We start from the raw sequence: 17104 nt of genomic DNA, 5'->3' as shown, positions 1-17104 counted from the left end.
GGTGCGTCGGCTACCCGCGCACGACCGGGCCGCGTCTGCCGCGCCCACTCTAACCAGAACAACCGCTCGAGAACCTGCTCATGTCCACCACCAGTCTGTTTTTCACCGCCGCCGGCGTCGGCCTGGCGATCGCCGCGCCAGTCGGCCCGATGGGCATGCTGTGCATCCGCCGCACGCTGACGGGCGGCCCGCGCGCGGGACTCGCGATCGGCCTCGGCATTGCGAGCGGCGACGCGGCCTACGGGCTGATCGCGGCGCTCGGCCTCGTCGGCATTTCGCAGTTCATGCTCGCGTACGACCGCCCGCTGCATCTGCTCGCGGGCCTGTTCCTGCTGTATCTCGGCGTGCGCGCGCTGCTGCAGAAGCCGCCCGCTGAAAGCGCCGATGGCAATGGCAACGGCAACGGCAAGCTCGCACAGATCGGCCGCGCCGGTGCGCTGCGTGCGTACGCGAGCGCGCTGCTGCTGACGCTGACCAATCCGCAGACCATCATCATGTTCGCGGCGTTGTTCACGACCCTCGCGCCGCGTGGCGCGTTCTCGCCGGCCATCGCGCTGACGACGGTCGGCGGCGTGTTCGCCGGTTCGATCGCGTGGTGGTGCTGTCTGGTGACGATGGTGTCGCTCGCGCGTCATGCGATCGGCAGCAGGCTGCGCCATGCGATCGATCGCGTGGTCGGCCTCATGCTCGCGGCGTTCGGCGTCGTCGAAATCCGCCGCGCGCTCTGAGCGGTACCTCGCACGCGGTGCGGCACAGCGAGGCCGCCGAAGCGCTCCTCCTGAGTAAGTGCCGAACGCAGGCGCGGCAGTTTTGCGACAATAGCGCCTTTCGCCGCTCAGGCGCCGGCCGACGCGGCCGTGCAGCGCACCGCACACCGCCGCCGCCAGCCGCCCCGGCGCGTCCGCCGGCCCCGCCGCCCAACCCTTCACCTGCGCTGCGTCAGCTGTCCGTTCAATGGCACTACCCCACATCGATCTGCTGTACTCCGTCTCCGGCCTGTTCGTCGGTTTTCTGGTCGGGCTGACGGGCGTCGGCGGCGGCTCGCTGATGACGCCGATCCTCGTCCTGCTATTCAACGTGCACCCTGCCACCGCGGTCGGCACTGACCTGTTGTACGCGGCCGCCACCAAGGCGACCGGCACCCTGGTGCACGGCCTGAAGGGCTCGGTCGACTGGCAGGTCACGCTGCGCCTCGCGGCCGGCAGCGTGCCCGCGGCTACCATCACGCTGATCCTGCTGCATCGCTACGGAATGGACACGCCGGGCGCGGGCCGGCTGATCCAGGTCGTGCTCGGCGCGGCGCTGCTGGTTACCGCGATCGCGCTGGTGTTCCGTCCGCAACTGGCGGCGCTCGGCGCGCGCAAGCTACGCGCGCCGAGCCAGGGACGCACGCTCGCGCTGACGATGCTGACCGGCGCGATCCTCGGCGCGCTGGTGTCGTTGACGTCGGTGGGCGCGGGCGCGATCGGTGTGACGGTGTTGCTGCTGCTATATCCGATGCTGCCGACGACACGCATCGTCGGCTCCGACATCGCGCATGCGGTGCCGCTGACCTTGCTCGCGGGCGCCGGACATTGGCTGCTCGGCTCGATCGACTGGTCGATGCTGCTGTCGCTGCTGGTTGGATCGCTGCCCGGCATCGCGATTGGCAGCTATCTGGCGTCGCGCGCGCCGGAAGTGCTGCTCCGCAATCTGCTTGCGGCGACGCTGACACTGGTCGGCGTGCGGCTGGTGTTGTCGTGAGCCGCACGCTGAAGGCGCGACAAGCGCGCACGCGGCGACCGGTGTCTATTTGAAAAACCGGCTGGTCAGATCCGCCTCGAACTGCCGGACCCACTGACCGTGGCCGTCGCGATACGACCGTGACCAGTCGACACGCCGCACGGTGACGACGCGTTCGTGCGCCGGCTCACCGGGCGCCGCGCTCGCGCTGATGTCGAAATGCGCGGGCGCGAAACCGTGTCTTGCGCACACCAGTTCGAATGCCGCGCGATCGCCGATCGGCAGATCGATGTAGCGAAACAGCGTGGTTTGCATGACCTTGGCTCCCCGTTCCCTCCTCGTCACACTACGCCTCGCGATGCGTCGGCAATGTGTCGCAGCGCACGAAGCCGGGACAGCCGCGCCTCCATCAGCACCTGCGCGTGCGGCAAGCCGCATTGCTGCGGTCCCGCAAACCTCGCAGGTGCCACGCCCCAAAACTGGCGGCGAAAAAAAAGCTCCGGCGAAAATGCCGGAGCCTCCGGGTTGATTGACAGACCTCGCGACGCGATGCAAGCGCGGCGTCAAACCGTCTGCACGACGCCGATGACAGCGCCCTTGCACCACGCCGATGCGCACAACCGCGCGACGCGGGCCCTGCGGCGCCGCGCTCGCGCGCACCGCTTACTGCTCCTTCGTCGTCAGCTTGTTCGTCACCGACGTCACGCCCTCGACACCTTTGGCGGCTTCGCCGGCCTTCTCGGCCTGGCCCTGGTCCGGCACCGTGCCGGTCAGCGTCACTGCGCCGCCACGCGCGCGCACGGCGATGTGCGACACGTCGAGACCCTGGGTCTTGGTCAGCGCGTGGCGCACCTTACGGCCAAGTTCGTGATTCGCTGCCTTGCCGGACTTGACGGCGGCTGCCGCCGACGCCGTATCCGGAGCGTTCTGCGCGTAGACGCTGCACGCCACCACCATCGCCACGACCGAACCCAGTGTTTTCAGAAAACCGACCGTCTTCATAGCTCTCTTCTCCTTGATTTCACATTGGACCGCATGAACAAGCGGCTTCGTTACGACTACGGGCGGCCGTCATCGCGCGAACGCGTGCGTGCGGGACGGCCATCAACGTTTGACACGATGTGCAAGAGGCGAGAGAGGCTGATTACCGGTAATCGGTAATCGGCAAAGCGCGAAATCCGCCGACGTGCCCGGTTCTTGTCCGTCTTGCCGGGATATCGCCGCAAACGTTGGATCGCGGTAGCGATGCACAATTTAATCTAGCCGGCACAGAAGCGCAAAGGGTTTAGCGCGCGGCGTGGCGCACCGACAGCGGGTGCGTGATGCGTGCCGATAAAGACGGCCACACTCCGTGGTCGCGCAAAATTTGCATGGGCATCATGCCGGCGCCCGCCCGCGACGCTCACCATTTGTTACGCGTTTGTCGGCGTGACGGGCGGCTACGCGTTTCGCGGCCATGCCAATCTCAGGTACCATCGGCGCGACGCGCGCTGGCGCGCCGCCCAAGCCGCCTTCGCGCATCCGAGCCCGACCGACCGCCGTTTTCAGAAGATCCGATGAAGCCCGACACCGGCCGCAGCCGCCCGACCCATCTCGTCGCCCGTTTTGTCGCGATCTCGTGGCGCGACCTGGCGGTCTCGTTCGGCCCGCTCGTGCTGCTGGTGATCGTCGCGATCTGGGCCGCCGTGCGGCTGATCCAGCCCGCCCCGCCGAATACGCTGACGATTAGCGCCGGCCCGATCGGCAGCACGTTCTGGATCGCCGCGCAGAAGTACAAGGCGATCCTCGCGCGCAACCGCATCACGCTCAACGTGCTGGCCTCGCAGGGCTCGCAGGAAAATCTGAAGCGGCTGCTGGACCCGCAGGCCAACGTCGATGTCGGCTTCGTGCAGAGCGGCATCGCGCCCGCCGCAGTCGACAAGGACAAAAGCCTGATGTCGCTCGGCAGCGTCGCTTACGTGCCGCTCGCGATCTTCTATCGCGGCGCGCCGGTGGACTGGCTGTCCGGCTTCAAGGGCGAGCGCCTCGCGATCGGCCCCGAGGGCAGCGGCACGCGCGAGCTCGCGCTGGCGCTGCTGAAGGCCAACGGCATCGTGCCGGGCGGCCCGACCCAGCTGCTGCCGCTGACGGGCGACGCAGCCGCCGACGCGCTGATCGACGGCACGATCGACGCGACCTTCCTCGCCGGCGACTCGGCGCAACCGGCCGTGATGGGCAAGCTCTACCGCACGGGGAACGTGCGCTTCTACGATTTTTCGCAGGCCGACGCGTACACGCGCCGCTTTCCGTACCTGACGCAGCTGAAGGTGCCGATGGGCGCCTTCGACCTCGGCAAGAACCTGCCGGCGAACTCGATCAGCATCGTCGCGCCCACCGCCGAGCTGATCGCGCGCGATTCGCTGCACCCGGCGCTTTCGGATCTGCTGATCGAAGCCGCGCGCGAGGTGCACGGCGGCGCGACGACGATGCAGCGCGCCGGCGAATTCCCCGCGCCGCTCGCACACGACTTCCCGCTGTCCGACGACGCCGCGCGCTACTACAAGTCGGGCAAAAGCTTCCTGTACCGGACGCTGCCGTTCTGGATCGCGAGTCTCGCAGACCGCCTGCTGGTGATCGTCGTGCCGCTGATCGTGCTGCTGGTGCCGGCGCTGCGCGTCGTGCCGGGCTTGTATGCGTGGCGCGTCAAGTCGCGCATCTATCGCTGGTACGGCGCGCTGATCGCGATCGAGCGCAGCGCGCTCAGCGAACACTCGTCGGCCGAACGCGCGTCGCTGATCGAGCGGCTCGACACGATCGAAGACTCGGTCAACGGCATGAAGATGCCGCTCGCGTACGCGGACCAGTTCTACGTGCTGCGCGAGCACATCGGCTTCGTGCGGCGGCGGCTCACGGAAAGCCGCGACACGCCGGGCAGGCAGGACGAGGCCGACGAGCAGGCGGCCGATAAGGTCAAAGGCTGAACGCCCCGAAGACGCCGCCGGAACCCGCACCAGCCGCCCGCCACCAGGGGATATCGACCGGTGCAAGCCGGGACCGCACCGCGTAAGATCGTTACAATTTTGATGAGTTAACGGACGCGCCCTCCGCTCCGTCCGACGCAGGCAATCCGGGAGACATTTATGACCGTTGGCATCGACGCCCAACAGCCGCTGTGGTTTTACGATTTCGTCTCGCCGTTCACCTACCTGTTGCTCGAGCAACACGACAAATGGCCCGGCATGGACTTCGCATTCACGCCGGTCGTGCTGAACGATCTGTATCGCCACTGGGGCCAGCGCTCCGCGTACAGCGTGCCCGCCAAGCGCACCTTCATGTACCGGCACGCGCTGTTTCGCGCGGAGCAGCTCGGCATTCCGTACAAGATGCCGCCCGCTCATCCGTTCGATTCGATGAAACCGCTACTGCTCGCGACCGCCGCGAACGGCGACGTGCAATTCGTGCGCGAGATTTTCCGCTTCATCTGGCGCGATGGGCGCGACCCATCGAGCGACGAAGCGTTCGCCGAGCTGTGCGAGCGCGTCGGCAGGCCGGACGGTCCGGAGCTGATCCAGGACGAAGCGGTGAAGGCGCAACTGCAGCGCAATACCGCCGATGCTATCGACCTCGGCGTCTATGGCGTGCCGACGTTTCGTCTGAACGATCAGCTGTTCTGGGGCGAGGACGCGCTACCGATGGTGCTGTACTGCGCGCGCACGCCGAACTGGCTCGAATCGCGCGAAGTGAAGCGGATCAGTTCGCTGCCATGGGGTCTGGCGGACAAGCCGGCATCGGCGCCATAACACGGCGGCGGCAGCGCGCCGCGCCCGGGAGGCGGCGTCGGCCCGAACGAAGCGACGCCGGCACGCGCCACGCTGATGCCGGCCATACCGCGCCCGCTATGCCGCCGAAGCGCAAACGGGCCTAAGGTTATAAGCTTTCGCACCCCATGCGCGCACCGCGCGGCGAGCCGATCGGCTGCACCCGCGTCACCACGCCTCGACCATGGACGACACCGCCGCCTCACTCGATATCTGGCTCGTGCGCGTGCTGCGCACGCTGCTCGTCGAGCGCAGCGTCACGCAGACCGCGATGCGGCTGAACCAGACCCAGCCGGCGATCAGCACCGCGCTGCGCAAGCTGCGCGAAACGCTCGGCGATCCGATTCTGGTGCGGGGCAAGTCGGGCATGGTGCCGACCGAATACGGCGAGTCGCTGCTCGCGGCCGCGCAGCGCGTGCTGCGCGATGTCGATTTCGTCGCGACGCCGCACGGCGATTTCGACCCGGGCCGCTCGCGCCGCACGTTTCGCGTCGCCGCGCCCGACTATCTGAACGACTTCTTCATGCCGACCGTGATCGCGCGATTTCGCGAAGCGGCGCCGCATGCGCGGCTCGAAATCGAATCGCTGGGGCCGCTGCTCGATCATTCGGCCGCGCTCGACGCCGGCGAACTCGATCTTGTGATCGGCAACTGGCCGAAGCCCGATCCGCGCTTCGAGCGCAGCGACCTGTTCGCCGATACGGTCGTCTGCATGATGCGCGCGGACCATCCTCTGACGCGCGAACCGCTGACGCGCGACGCCTATCTGGCCGCGCCGCATCTGGCGCCGACACCGTACAGCGGCACGCGCGGCGGCGCCATCGACACCGGCTTCGCGCGCGCGAAGGCAAGCCGGCGCATCGTCGCGACGCTGCCCTACTTCGGGCTCGTCGCGCAGACGCTTTTGCAATCCGATCTGATCTTCACGACCACGCGGCGCTTCGCGATGCACTACGCGAGCATGTTGCCGCTCGCGGTCGTCGACGTGCCGATCGCGTTTCCGCGCATCCGCTGCTATCAGTTGTGGCATCCGCAGCCGGATCGGCCGAGCGATATCGGTTGGCTGAGGACGTTGATGTCGGAGGTGTCGGATGAGTTGGTGGCGCGCAAGACGGCGCGCGTTAAGACGCCGCAGCGGGAACCACGACGAGCGACCAGCGGCAAATAAAGAAGGGGGACGGCGCGTGAGCCCGTCCCCCTCGAACACTCACGCAAGCCCGTTGCGCCGGGTGGCCTAAACCATGATTTGCTCCGTTGCGCGGATCTGGCTCGCGGCCTGCCGTGTCCTCAATCGCAGCAGTTGCGCGCACACTGCAATCGCGATCGCGGCGGGCGCCTTGTCGACGATGCCTTCGACGCCGATCGGGCAGGTCATCTCGGCGAGCCGCTCCAGTTCCACGCCTCGTTCGAGCAGACGCCGTTCGAACTTCACGCGCTTCGTCTTCGAGCCGATCATGCCGAAGTAGCTGAAATCACGACGTCGCATGATGCGCGCGGCTAGCGAAAAATCGAGCGCATGGTTGTGCGTCATGACCAGAAACCACGCGCCGGGCGGCGCCGCGTCGACGATCGCGTCCGGTGTGTCGGTCGCTTCGACCTGCACGTTGGGCGGCGTTTCGTCGGGAAACAGTTCGTCGCGTTCATCGACCCACTGGACCACGCACGGCAGGCCGCCCAGCAGATGCACGAGCGCATGGCCGACATGCCCCGCGCCGAACAGCACGATATGCATCGGCGCGGGCCGCGGTGCCAGTTCGGACGCGACGCTACGCCGGCCGATCCGCACCGGTGCAGCATCGTCGATGGCGCCGGTGCCGTTCAGATAATTGTTCAGGCGTGCTTCCATCTCGCGCTCCCGCTCGTCCGCCATTCGCATCAAGCCTGCCGCGCGGCCGCTGTCGCGGCCCGCACCGCGCCGACCGCCTTCAGGATTTCCTCGCTGGTCGCGGGCGCATTGAGCGGCGGATTGACCTGGTGGCCGCCCACCGCCGACACCGCGTCGCGCACCGCGAAGAACACCGAGAACGGCAGCAGCAGCGGCGGCTCGCCGGTCGCCTTCGAACGGTGAATGCTGTCCTCGACATTCCGGTTCTTGAACAGCTTCACGTTGAACACCGGCGGCACGTCGTTGACGGTCGGAATCTTGTATGTCGACGGCGCGTGCGTCATCAGCTTGCCGCCCGCGTTCCACCACAGCTCCTCGGTGGTGAGCCAGCCCATGCCCTGAATGAACGCGCCCTCCACCTGGCCGACGTCGAGCGCCGGATTCAGCGATGCGCCCACGTCGTGCAGCGCATCGGCGCGCAGCACGCGCATTTCGCCGGTCAGCGTGTCGATCACGACTTCCGATACCGCCGCGCCATACGAGTAGTAGTAGAACGGCCGGCCTTGCAGCTTCGACTGATCCCAGTAGAGCTTCGGCGTCGCGTAGAAACCGTCGGACCACAGCTGGATGCGCGCGAGATAAGCCTTCGCGATCACTTCCTCGAACGGCACTGCGACGTCGCCGACCACCACGCGATCATGCGCGAAGCGTACGTCCCGCGCGGTCACACTGCCCGCGCCGTAGCGCTCGGCCGCGAAAGCGGCGAGCCGCTCGCGCAACTGGCGCGCGGCGTCCTGGGCGGCTTTGCCGTTCAGATCGGAGCCGGTCGAGGCGGCCGTCGCCGACGTATTGGCGACCTTGCTGGTATCGGTCGCGGTCACGCGAATGCGCTTGAAGCCGACGCCGAGTTCATGCGCGACGACCTGCGCGACCTTCGTGTTCAGCCCCTGGCCCATTTCGGTGCCGCCATGATTCACGAGCACCGAACCGTCGGTGTAGATATGCACGAGCGCGCCGGCCTGGTTGAAGTGCGTGACGTTGAACGCGATGCCGAACTTGACCGGCGTCAGCGCGAGGCCCTTCTTCAGGATCTCGTTGTTCGCGTTGAATGCGTCGATTTCTTTGCGGCGCGCGCGATAGTCGCTGGTCGCTTCGAGCTCGTCGATCAGCTCGTGAATCACGTTGTCTTCGACCACCTGGCCGTATGGTGTCTGGTTGCGCTCGGTCTTGCCGTACAGATTGCGGCGGCGCACGTCGAGCGCATCGAGGCCGCGCGAGCGCGCGACGTTGTCGAGGATGTACTCGATCGCGAACGCGCCCTGCGGGCCGCCGAAGCCGCGAAACGCCGTGTTCGACTGCGTGTTGGTCTTGCCGCAGAAGCCGTCGATCGATACGTCCGACAGCCAGTACGCGTTGTCGAAGTGGCACAGCGCGCGCGTCATCACCGGGCCCGACAGGTCCGCGGAAAAGCCGCAGCGCGAGGTCATGTCGACGGCGACGCCTTCGATCACGCCTTCTTCGTCGTAGCCGACTTCATACGTGTAGTGAAAATCGTGACGCTTGCCCGTCACCATCATGTCGTCGTCGCGATCCGGGCGCAGCTTCACCGGGCACAGCAGCTTCCATGCCGCGAGCGCGGCGCAGCAGGCGAACAGCGCCGACTGCGATTCCTTGCCGCCGAACCCACCGCCCATGCGACGACATTCGATCAACACGTTATGCGACGCAACGCCGAGCGTGTGCGCGACGAGATGCTGCATTTCGGTCGGATGCTGGGTCGAGCAGTAGACGTGCATGCCGTCGTCATCCTTCGGCACCGCGTACGAGATCTGCCCTTCCAGATAGAACTGCTCCTGGCCGCCGAGCAGCATTTCGCCGGCCTCGCGATGCGCGGCGCGCGCGATCTTCGTGCCGGCGTCGCCGCACGCGAGCTTCATCGGCGGCAGCACGTACTGGTTCGCGGCGCGCGCCTGCTGCGCGGTCAATACCGCCGGCAGTTCCTCGTAGACCACCTCGGCGCGCCGCGCGCCGAGCCGCGCCGCTTCGTGCGAGCTGGCGACCACGATGAACATCGGCTGGCCGACGTATTGCACGACGCCGTCGGCGAGGATCGGATCATCGCCATGAACGATCGGGGCGACGTCGTTGACTCCGGGGATGTCGTCGGCCGTGAAAACCGCGACGACGCCGGGCGTTGCGCGCACCCGGTCGAATGCGATCGACACGATCTTCGCGTGCGCCTTCGACGACAGCCCCAGCGCCGCGTGCAGCGTGCCGGCCACTTCGGGGATGTCGTCGGTGTAGGTCGCGCGGCCGCTCACGTGCAGATGCGCGGACTCGTGCGGACGCGACACGTGCACCTGGGTGAACTCGTCGAGATCCTGAAGCTCTTTTAGGAACGGTTCGGCTTGCTGGTTCATTGTTGGGTTCTCCGTATCCGTGGACGCGCGGCGCTCAAACTCTCGCGCCGGCCGGGGCGACCGCGCGCACGTCGAGCGCGCTCTTCGGCAGCGGCTCCCGCGCGCGCGTTTCGAGCCAGAAGCGGTACAGCGTGTTCTTCGCCGCTTCGAGGCGGTAATCGCTGGTCGCGCGCATGTCGGTGAGCGGCGCGTAGTCGTTGCCGAGCGCGTGCATCGCGGCCTGCGCGGTCGCCTCGTGCCAATCGGCGTCGCGCAGCACGGCTTCGGCATGGAGCGCGCGCTTCGGCGTCGCGGCCATGCCGCCGAACGCGATGCGCGGCTCGCGGATCACGTCGCCGTCGGCGATGAACGAAAACGCCGCGCACACGGCCGAGATATCCGAATCGAAGCGCTTCGACAGCTTGTAGGTGCGAAAGCGCAGATTCTTGCGCGCGCCGCCGCGCGCGGGCACCTTCAGGCCGACGACGAACTCGTGCTCGGCCATGTCCTTCTTCTGATACGCAAGGTACAGGTCTTCGAGCGGCAGCTCGCGCTCGATGTCGCCGCCGCGCACGATCACGCGCGCGCCGAGCGCGATCAGCCCCGGCATCGAATCGCCGATCGGCGAGCCGTTCGCGATGTTGCCGCCGAGCGTGCCGGCGTTGCGGATCGGCAGCGACGCGAAGCGCTGCCACATTTCGGTCAGCTCCGGATACTGCTTCGCGACCTCCGCATACGCTCTTTCGACGCTGACGCCGGCGCCGATCTCGATCCACTCGTCATTGGTTTCGAGCTTTTGCAGTTCGGCGATCTGCCCGACGTAGACGAGGTTGCCGAGTTCGCGCATCTGCTTGGTGACCCACAGCCCGATATCGGTGCTGCCCGCGAGGATGCGCGCGGCCGGTTCCCGCTCCTTGATCTGCGCGAGCGCCGCGACCGTGCGCGGCGCGGCGAAGCGCTGGCCCGCGTGCTCGTACTGGAACGTGTCGTCGCGCTCGAGCGTCGCGAGCGTGTCGGCGAGCGCCTTCACGTCGAGCGGCGCTTGCGGCGCGGGCGCGTCGAACATGCGCTCGGCCGCATCGACGATTGGCCGGTAGCCGGTGCAGCGGCACAGGTTGCCGGTCAGCGCATTGCCGATCGCCTCGCGCGACGGCACCGTGCGGTTCGCGCAGCCGTGCTCGTGGCCGTGCTTCTCGTAGAGCGCCCACATCGACATGATGAAGCCCGGCGTGCAGAAGCCGCATTGCGAGCCGTGGCAATCGACCATCGCCTGCTGCACCGGATGGAGCGATCCGTCCGGCTGGCGCAGGTCTTCGACCGTGAAGAGCGCGCGGCCGTCGAGGGTCGGCACGAACTGGATGCAGGCGTTGACCGCCTTGAACTCGACGCCGCCCGCCGCGTTGCGCTCGCCGATCACGACGGTGCAGGCGCCACAGTCGCCTTCGGCGCAGCCTTCCTTGGTGCCGGTGCAATGCGCGTCTTCGCGCAGATACTGCAGCACCGTGCGGGTGACGGGCGCGTCCTGGATTTCGCGGATCGCGTTGCGGTGATAGAAGCGAATCGGCTCGGTCATGTCTCGGTGCTCTCGTCTGTTCGGTGTTCGCGCGGACCCGCCGCGTCGATGGTTTGAAAGCTATCACCGTCAATAAACGCAACCCATAGCCTGAATCGCATGGGGGACATATTCGTGGCGCGATATAGAACTGGATTTGCGCGCCGCAACGCTTATGTTGCTCTTGTTATTTTTCAGTATTTTTATATTTTTTGCGGATTAAATGACATGCTCTAGCGCGGCAAGCCAGCCGTCTCGCCAGAAAATCACGCGGCCAACGCGCGAAAACGGACCTTTATCGAGTCTCGACCCGCCATCAGTTCGTCCCATTTTTTAGGCAAGCCCTGCAAAGGAATCGGTTCCATGGGACAATCACGCCTCCTCGCCGATTTCAAGTCTCGTTTTCCCGATGTCCACCGACTCCGCGCCCGCCCGCAGCGAATTTGCGACGACCCTGCAAATCATTCCAGTCGTCTTTTTCACCTTTCTTTGCTACCTCGCGATCGGAATTCCGCTCGCGGTGCTGCCCGGCTACGTGCACGGCGACCTCGGCTACAGCGCGGTGCTGGCCGGCGCGGCGATCAGCGTGCAGTACCTCGCGACGCTCGCGTCTCGGCCGCTCGCGGGCCGCTCCGCCGACACGCTCGGGCCGAAGCGCACGGTATCGATCGGTCTGCTCGGCTGCGGCGCGAGTGGCGTGCTGCTGCTGCTCGCCGCGCTGGCCGGTCCCTGGCCGGTGCTGAGCCTCGCGCTGCTGGTGTGCAGCCGCCTCGTGCTCGGTTTCGGCGAGAGTCTGTGCGGCACCGGCGCGATCCTGTGGGGGATCGGCCGGGTCGGCACGTCGAACAACGCAAGGGTCATTTCGTGGAACGGCATCGCAACCTACGGCGCGCTCGCGATCGGCGCGCCGCTCGGCGTGATGATCTCGCGCTCGATCGGCTTCACCGCGCTCGGCATCCTGGTGATCGCGCTCGCGGGGCTCGGCTATTACCTCGCGCGTCTGATCGCGCCGGTGCCGGTCGTGCACGGCGAGCGGATGTCGTATCGCAGCGTGTTGACGCGCGTGCTGCCGCACGGCATGGGTCTCGCGCTCGGCTCGGCCGGCTTCGGCTCGATCGCGACCTTCATCACGCTGTTCTATGCGGCGAAGCACTGGCCGAACGCGGCGCTGTCGCTGACGCTGTTCGGCACGCTGTTCATCGGCGCGCGCCTGCTGTTCGCGAACACGATCAAGACTTACGGCGGCTTTCGCGTTGCGATCGCGTCGTTCTCGTTCGAATGCGCGGGTCTGTTGATGCTGTGGCTCGCGCCCGTGCCGCATATCGCGCTCGCAGGCGCCGCGCTGACCGGCTTCGGCTTCGCGCTGGTATTTCCGGCGCTCGGCGTCGAGGCGGTCGGGCTGGTGCCGCCGGCGAGCCGCGGCGCGGCACTGTCCGCGTACTCGGTCTTTCTCGATCTGTCGCTGGGTATTACCGGGCCGCTGGCGGGGTATATCGCCGGCGAGTTCGGTTACGGTTCGGTGTTCCTGTTTGCCGCGCTCGCGGCTGCCGCGGCAGTCGTGCTGTCGACGGTGCTGTATCTGCGCAACGCCAAAGTGACCAATCTGTCCACCGCGCAGTAAGCACCGCCCGCCCGGGCGGCTAATCCCGCTCCGCCGCCATCTCCTGCTTGATCGTCGTTTGCGAGCGCACCGCGATCTGGCCGTGATTGATCCGGCTCGCCACGTTGTACACGCCGATCAGCATGAACAGTTCGGTCGCGGCCACCGAGCACGCGGTGCCGACACCGCCCCAGAAGTAGATGCTGATCGGTGCCTGCACCAGATGGAACAGCGCGCCGTAGATATAGATCCGCTTGAGCAACGACTGATTGCCCGACGCGATCACCGTCAGCATCACCTGGGTCGTCGTCATGCCGACGATCGCCGGCACGAACACGAGGATGCGCAATATGCGGAACGTCTCGCCGAACGCCTCCCCGAGAAAACGTCCGACGAACCATTCGCCGAGCACCGTGAAGCCGACCAGAATCAGCACCGCCGACGCCGCGAACGCGAGCATGAAGCCGCGGTTGACCTTGTGGATATAACCGAAGTCGTTGCGCTCGTACGCGACGCAGATCTTCGGAAAGAACGCCTGAATGGCCGGCGCCGTGCACGCGCGTAGCGCGTTGGTGAGCCGCTCGGCCGCCACGTAATAGCCGACCGCGCCCGGCCCGCTGATCATGCGCAGCATGATCACGTTCGCGTACATGTACACGGACGTCAGCGCCGAGCCGAGAAAGATGTGATACGCCTCTTTCGCCTCGGCCATCACGTCGGCCCAACTGACCCGCACGGTCAGCAGAATCTCGCGCTTCCAGATCAGCGCACCCATCAGGATCAAACCGCACACGAAGGTCGGCGCATATTGCAGCGCGGCCGCGAGCATCACGTCGTCGCGAGTATTCACGAACAGGAACAGTGGAATCAGCAGACCCACGCGCGTGGCGAGCAGCGTGCCCGCGAGCACCGGCAGGCGCTGCGTGCCTTCGTAGAAGCAGCCGGGCGTCAGCACGCCGCCCCAGATCACGAGCGAGCCGAGCAGCGTCGCACCGCGCTCCTGCGGCGACATGTGCGCGGCGAACGCCCAGACGACCAGCACCAGCGAGCACAGCAATGCGAGAATCGCGCGGCCGATCGTGGTCGACCAGTAGATGCGGTTCACGACCTGCGGGTTATCGATGTGCACCGCCACCTTGCGCGCGCTCGACAGGCCGAAGCCGAAGTCGACGATGACGAGAAGAATCTGCGAAATCGATTGCGCGTAACCGATCACACCCAACCCGGCCGGCCCAAGTACGTGCGACAGATACGGCAACGTAACGAGCGGCAGCACGTAGTTCAGCGCGTACACCGAATACAGCGCGATGATGACGTTTCTCGTCGACACAATCGTCCTGTTTGCAGTTGAAACTCAAGTCGAAAAAACAGAATACGACACGAAAGCAGGTTCACTTAGTGCGATATCGATCTTGTTGTAGCGATCGTCTTCACTATTTGCGTTCAACACCGCGCTCTTCACCGCATTGCCGATCAGATTGCTTACCACGGTCTTGTAGTTGGCATCGCTTGCGTCGGTTGCGAACAGGATTTCGGCGAGTAGAGCATGGCCGCGTGTGGCCGCGCGCAACACCACGCGGCCCGAGGTCGAGCGCAGCACGTTGATCGAGATGCGCGTCGTCTCCTGCGATACCGTCTGGTTTCCGCAATGCAGTGCCGCCGCGACGCCGCCGCGTTCGTAGCCGACGCCGAGATTCAGCGCATGCACGAGGCTCGCGTCCTTGCCGCCCGCGATCGCGCCGCCGCCCGGATACGCCTTCGCGTAACCGACGATCGAATCGCCGGCGCGATCGCCGAAATTGCCCTGAATCGTGATGCCGTCTAGCGGTGTGCTGCCGGGCGCGGTCGAACTGCCGTACACGAACTGCGGGCCGTCACAGCCGGCGTTCTCGTCGTCCTGGCCGGGACGGTAGCGATTGCCGACGATCGTCGCGCCCTGCTGGTAGTCGATCTGGATGTGGCAGCTCTGACCGGGCGGCACATCGAGGTACGACGGATGGCCGCGCGTCGAGAACTTCCAGCGGCCGATCTTGCCGTCGCCGCCGCAACCGTTGCGCGAGAAGTAATTGCCGTTCACCACCTTGCCCCAGTTGCCGCTCTTCATATAGACGCCGGCATAGCCATTGCGATCGAACACCGCGCCGACGATCAGAGACTCTGCGCCGAGAATCACGCCGTGACGCGCGTTCCATTCCCAGCGTCCGCCGATCACCTGCCAGAAGTTGTCGACGATATCCGCGCCGGCCGTATGGCAGAACATGCCGATGCAGTTGATCAGCGAGCCGTCGGTGTGCTCGGTCGCGTAGAAGCCGCGCTCGCACATGTACGCATAGCAGCGCTCGAGCGTGGACGTGACGCCGAGCTCGTAGCCCGCGCGCGAAAAACCGATCGCCGTGCAACGACTCGCTCCGGCCGACGTGCCGAAGTGGATGCCGATCGCCGTGTTGCCGGTGTGCGCCGGATAGTTGGCGAGGTAGTAGATGACCTTGTCGTAATGCGCGGGCCGCACCTGCACATGCTCGACGAACGCCGAATCGCCGAGCTTCAGCGCCGCCGACGTCGGGCCGCCAGCATCCTGTCTCTCCAGCACGGTCGCCCCCATCGCGATGTCGGTGATCACCACGTATTCGCCGCCGCCGTCGCCGCGCAGTCTCGAACCGTTCGCGGTGGTCAAGTCGCCGGTGTAACGCCAGATGCCGCGCGGCAGATACAACCCGCGCGCGCCGCTCGCGAATGCTTCCCGGAGTTCGGCGCCGACATCGTAGCCGGACGCGCCGCGCTGGATCGCCGCCAGCCTGCGCGGATCGACGAAGCGCGCGACGCTCACCTCTAGTCCCGCGACGATGTCGCTGAGCGTCTTCAAGTAGCTCGGCGCCACCGGTTCCGATGCGGCACGCTCGGGCACGGACGCGGCGACGCGCAGGATGCCGCCCGCGCCGTCGTCCGCGCCGTTACCCAGAGTCGCGAAGGCGTCGGGCGCGCGCGGCGCGTGTCCCGTCGCGCGCGCGATGCCCAGATCGGCTGCGCTTGCACTGGCCCCGGCCAGGCCACCGAGCAGGAACGTCTTGAGCGCCTGTCGCCGGGTTTTCATCTACCCCTCCCCCATTGCGTTACTCCTTCTTTTTTCACGTCGATACGGCGCGAGGCGTCACTCGACCGTGATGCTTTGCGCCTGCTCCGCGGCCGCCGGACGCGCGCTCACGGCGGGCACCGGGACCGGCAGCGCACGCGCCTTCGCGCCGCGCATCAGCCCCTGCACGCCTGGCGGTCTGAACAGCGGCACACGGTACTTGCGGCTGAAGCGCCACAAGCTGTTCATATGCCGGCGTCCCGCCTTGCTGAGGAAGCCCGCTGCCGACGCACGCTGATGCTCGTGCGTGAGTCGCGCGCCCGGCACGCACAGCACGCGGTAGCCCGCCTGCCAGATGCGCGCGCAAAAATCGACGTCCTCCATATAGAGGAAGAAGTGCTCGTCCATGCCGCCGAGTTCGCCGAACAACGAACGCCGCACGATAAAGCCCGTGCCCAGCACCCAGTCGGCTTCGAACGGCGTGCCCGCGGCCCACGCTTCACGCATCATGTGGGTGTCGATGCGGCGCTTGAACACGCCGAGCCGCCCGAGCGGCGAACGCCGGCCGAGTATGTCGAGCACCGAATAAAAGCGCCGCGCGGAAAACTGCCGCTCGCCATCCGGATAGACCAGATCGAGACCGACGAGGCCGACATCCTTCTCCGTCTTGAACAACTGCACCGCGTTTTCGAGCGATGTATCGACGAAATAGGTGTCCGGGTTCAGCACGAGCACGAGTTCGCGCAGACAACCGACCATGCCGAAATTGACGCCGGCTCCGAAGCCGCGATTGATCGACGTTTTGACGAGTCTCACTCCTGTCGGAAGCGTCTCCCTCAGATAGGAAAACGAATTGTCAGGTGAAGCGTTGTCCACTACGACGATGTCCTCCTTATCCGCAATCGAAAGTTCCAGCACGGAGCGCACGCAATTTCCGACCAGTTTCGGCGTGTTGTAATTGACGATCACCACGCTAAACATTCCCTTCAGGTTCATCCCCACCTCCTGCTTTGCATCAGGTGTTCGTGGAATTACCCCCAAACACGGCTTTCCAGCTCCTCCACCATGCTTCGCGCTCGTCGCGCGCACTATCAACTACCCACTACTCGTCCGCGCGATGCGGACGATCTGGCATGCAC

General features: G+C 66.2%; 14 protein-coding genes. 6 read left to right on the top strand and 8 right to left on the bottom strand.

The window, feature by feature from the left end:
• Positions 1-80 precede the first annotated feature (80 nt).
• Positions 81-728, top strand: coding sequence for a LysE family translocator (locus BC1002_RS02870; RefSeq protein ID WP_013088574.1), 648 nt, complete (start codon positions 81-83; stop codon positions 726-728).
• Positions 729-954: 226 nt separating this feature from the next.
• A complete protein-coding gene (locus BC1002_RS02865) occupies positions 955-1743 on the top strand; it encodes a sulfite exporter TauE/SafE family protein (RefSeq protein ID WP_013088573.1) in 789 nt (262 codons plus the stop codon).
• Positions 1744-1788: 45 nt separating this feature from the next.
• On the opposite strand, the gene BC1002_RS02860 is transcribed toward BC1002_RS02865, so the two are convergent.
• Positions 1789-2037: a hypothetical protein gene (locus tag BC1002_RS02860; RefSeq protein WP_013088572.1), complete on the bottom strand. Its 249-nt coding sequence runs from the start codon at positions 2035-2037 to the stop codon at positions 1789-1791.
• A gap of 348 nt (positions 2038-2385) precedes the next feature.
• On the bottom strand, positions 2386-2724 hold the full coding sequence (locus tag BC1002_RS02855) for a BON domain-containing protein (protein WP_013088571.1): 339 nt from the start codon (positions 2722-2724) through the stop codon (positions 2386-2388).
• A gap of 554 nt (positions 2725-3278) precedes the next feature.
• On the opposite strand from BC1002_RS02855, the gene BC1002_RS02850 reads away from it, so the two are divergent.
• The 3 genes from BC1002_RS02850 (at position 3279) to BC1002_RS02840 (ending at position 6687) form a co-directional block, all read left to right on the top strand.
• Positions 3279-4682 carry a TAXI family TRAP transporter solute-binding subunit gene (locus tag BC1002_RS02850; RefSeq protein WP_013088570.1) on the top strand — a complete coding sequence of 468 codons (1404 nt, stop codon included), beginning with the start codon at positions 3279-3281 and terminating at the stop codon, positions 4680-4682.
• A 159-nt stretch (positions 4683-4841) separates the two neighbouring features.
• Positions 4842-5501 (top strand): 2-hydroxychromene-2-carboxylate isomerase, encoded by a 660-nt coding sequence (locus BC1002_RS02845; protein WP_013088569.1) that lies wholly within the window; start codon positions 4842-4844, stop codon positions 5499-5501.
• Positions 5502-5703: 202 nt separating this feature from the next.
• The gene (locus tag BC1002_RS02840) at positions 5704-6687 is read left to right on the top strand and encodes a LysR substrate-binding domain-containing protein (RefSeq protein ID WP_013088568.1); all 984 of its coding nucleotides are present in this window, start codon (positions 5704-5706) and stop codon (positions 6685-6687) included.
• 66 nt (positions 6688-6753) lie between these two features.
• Here the strand turns inward: BC1002_RS02840 and xdhC are convergent, their stop codons facing one another.
• From xdhC to xdhA, 3 genes are read right to left on the bottom strand one after another with little or no spacing between them, the layout of a single operon-like run.
• Entirely contained in the window at positions 6754-7365 is a 612-nt protein-coding gene (gene xdhC, locus BC1002_RS02835; RefSeq protein ID WP_013088567.1) for a xanthine dehydrogenase accessory protein XdhC, read from the bottom strand.
• 29 nt (positions 7366-7394) lie between these two features.
• Positions 7395-9764 (bottom strand): xanthine dehydrogenase molybdopterin binding subunit, encoded by a 2370-nt coding sequence (gene xdhB / locus BC1002_RS02830; RefSeq protein ID WP_013088566.1) that lies wholly within the window; start codon positions 9762-9764, stop codon positions 7395-7397.
• Between the two features lie 34 nt (positions 9765-9798).
• Entirely contained in the window at positions 9799-11316 is a 1518-nt protein-coding gene (gene xdhA / locus BC1002_RS02825; protein WP_013088565.1) for a xanthine dehydrogenase small subunit, read from the bottom strand.
• 388 nt (positions 11317-11704) lie between these two features.
• On the opposite strand from xdhA, the gene BC1002_RS02820 reads away from it, so the two are divergent.
• Complete coding sequence (locus tag BC1002_RS02820) at positions 11705-12916, top strand: MFS transporter (RefSeq protein WP_013088563.1); 1212 nt, start codon at positions 11705-11707, stop codon at positions 12914-12916.
• 19 nt (positions 12917-12935) lie between these two features.
• Here the strand turns inward: BC1002_RS02820 and BC1002_RS02815 are convergent, their stop codons facing one another.
• From BC1002_RS02815 to BC1002_RS02805, 3 genes are read right to left on the bottom strand one after another with little or no spacing between them, the layout of a single operon-like run.
• Positions 12936-14225: an oligosaccharide flippase family protein gene (locus tag BC1002_RS02815; RefSeq protein WP_013088562.1), complete on the bottom strand. Its 1290-nt coding sequence runs from the start codon at positions 14223-14225 to the stop codon at positions 12936-12938.
• Positions 14226-14249: 24 nt separating this feature from the next.
• Positions 14250-15986 carry a hypothetical protein gene (locus BC1002_RS02810; RefSeq protein WP_013088561.1) on the bottom strand — a complete coding sequence of 579 codons (1737 nt, stop codon included), beginning with the start codon at positions 15984-15986 and terminating at the stop codon, positions 14250-14252.
• Between the two features lie 57 nt (positions 15987-16043).
• On the bottom strand, positions 16044-16961 hold the full coding sequence (locus BC1002_RS02805) for a glycosyltransferase family 2 protein (protein WP_013088560.1): 918 nt from the start codon (positions 16959-16961) through the stop codon (positions 16044-16046).
• Positions 16962-17104 lie beyond the last annotated feature (143 nt).

This window comes from Paraburkholderia atlantica, assembly GCF_000092885.1.
GTDB lineage: Bacteria > Pseudomonadota > Gammaproteobacteria > Burkholderiales > Burkholderiaceae > Paraburkholderia > Paraburkholderia atlantica.
Note: the sequence above shows the minus strand (reverse complement) of the source record. Positions and strands in the feature narration are given on the sequence as shown.

Coding starts and splice junctions, on each gene's coding strand:
- BC1002_RS02870 (WP_013088574.1), top strand. CDS start 81: ATGTCCACCACCAGTCTGTTTTTCACCGCCGCCGGCGTCGGCCTGGCG.
- BC1002_RS02865 (WP_013088573.1), top strand. CDS start 955: ATGGCACTACCCCACATCGATCTGCTGTACTCCGTCTCCGGCCTGTTC.
- BC1002_RS02860 (WP_013088572.1), bottom strand. CDS start 2,037: ATGCAAACCACGCTGTTTCGCTACATCGATCTGCCGATCGGCGATCGC.
- BC1002_RS02855 (WP_013088571.1), bottom strand. CDS start 2,724: ATGAAGACGGTCGGTTTTCTGAAAACACTGGGTTCGGTCGTGGCGATG.
- BC1002_RS02850 (WP_013088570.1), top strand. CDS start 3,279: ATGAAGCCCGACACCGGCCGCAGCCGCCCGACCCATCTCGTCGCCCGT.
- BC1002_RS02845 (WP_013088569.1), top strand. CDS start 4,842: ATGACCGTTGGCATCGACGCCCAACAGCCGCTGTGGTTTTACGATTTC.
- BC1002_RS02840 (WP_013088568.1), top strand. CDS start 5,704: ATGGACGACACCGCCGCCTCACTCGATATCTGGCTCGTGCGCGTGCTG.
- xdhC (WP_013088567.1), bottom strand. CDS start 7,365: ATGGAAGCACGCCTGAACAATTATCTGAACGGCACCGGCGCCATCGAC.
- xdhB (WP_013088566.1), bottom strand. CDS start 9,764: ATGAACCAGCAAGCCGAACCGTTCCTAAAAGAGCTTCAGGATCTCGAC.
- xdhA (WP_013088565.1), bottom strand. CDS start 11,316: ATGACCGAGCCGATTCGCTTCTATCACCGCAACGCGATCCGCGAAATC.
- BC1002_RS02820 (WP_013088563.1), top strand. CDS start 11,705: ATGTCCACCGACTCCGCGCCCGCCCGCAGCGAATTTGCGACGACCCTG.
- BC1002_RS02810 (WP_013088561.1), bottom strand. CDS start 15,986: ATGAAAACCCGGCGACAGGCGCTCAAGACGTTCCTGCTCGGTGGCCTG.
- BC1002_RS02805 (WP_013088560.1), bottom strand. CDS start 16,961: ATGAACCTGAAGGGAATGTTTAGCGTGGTGATCGTCAATTACAACACG.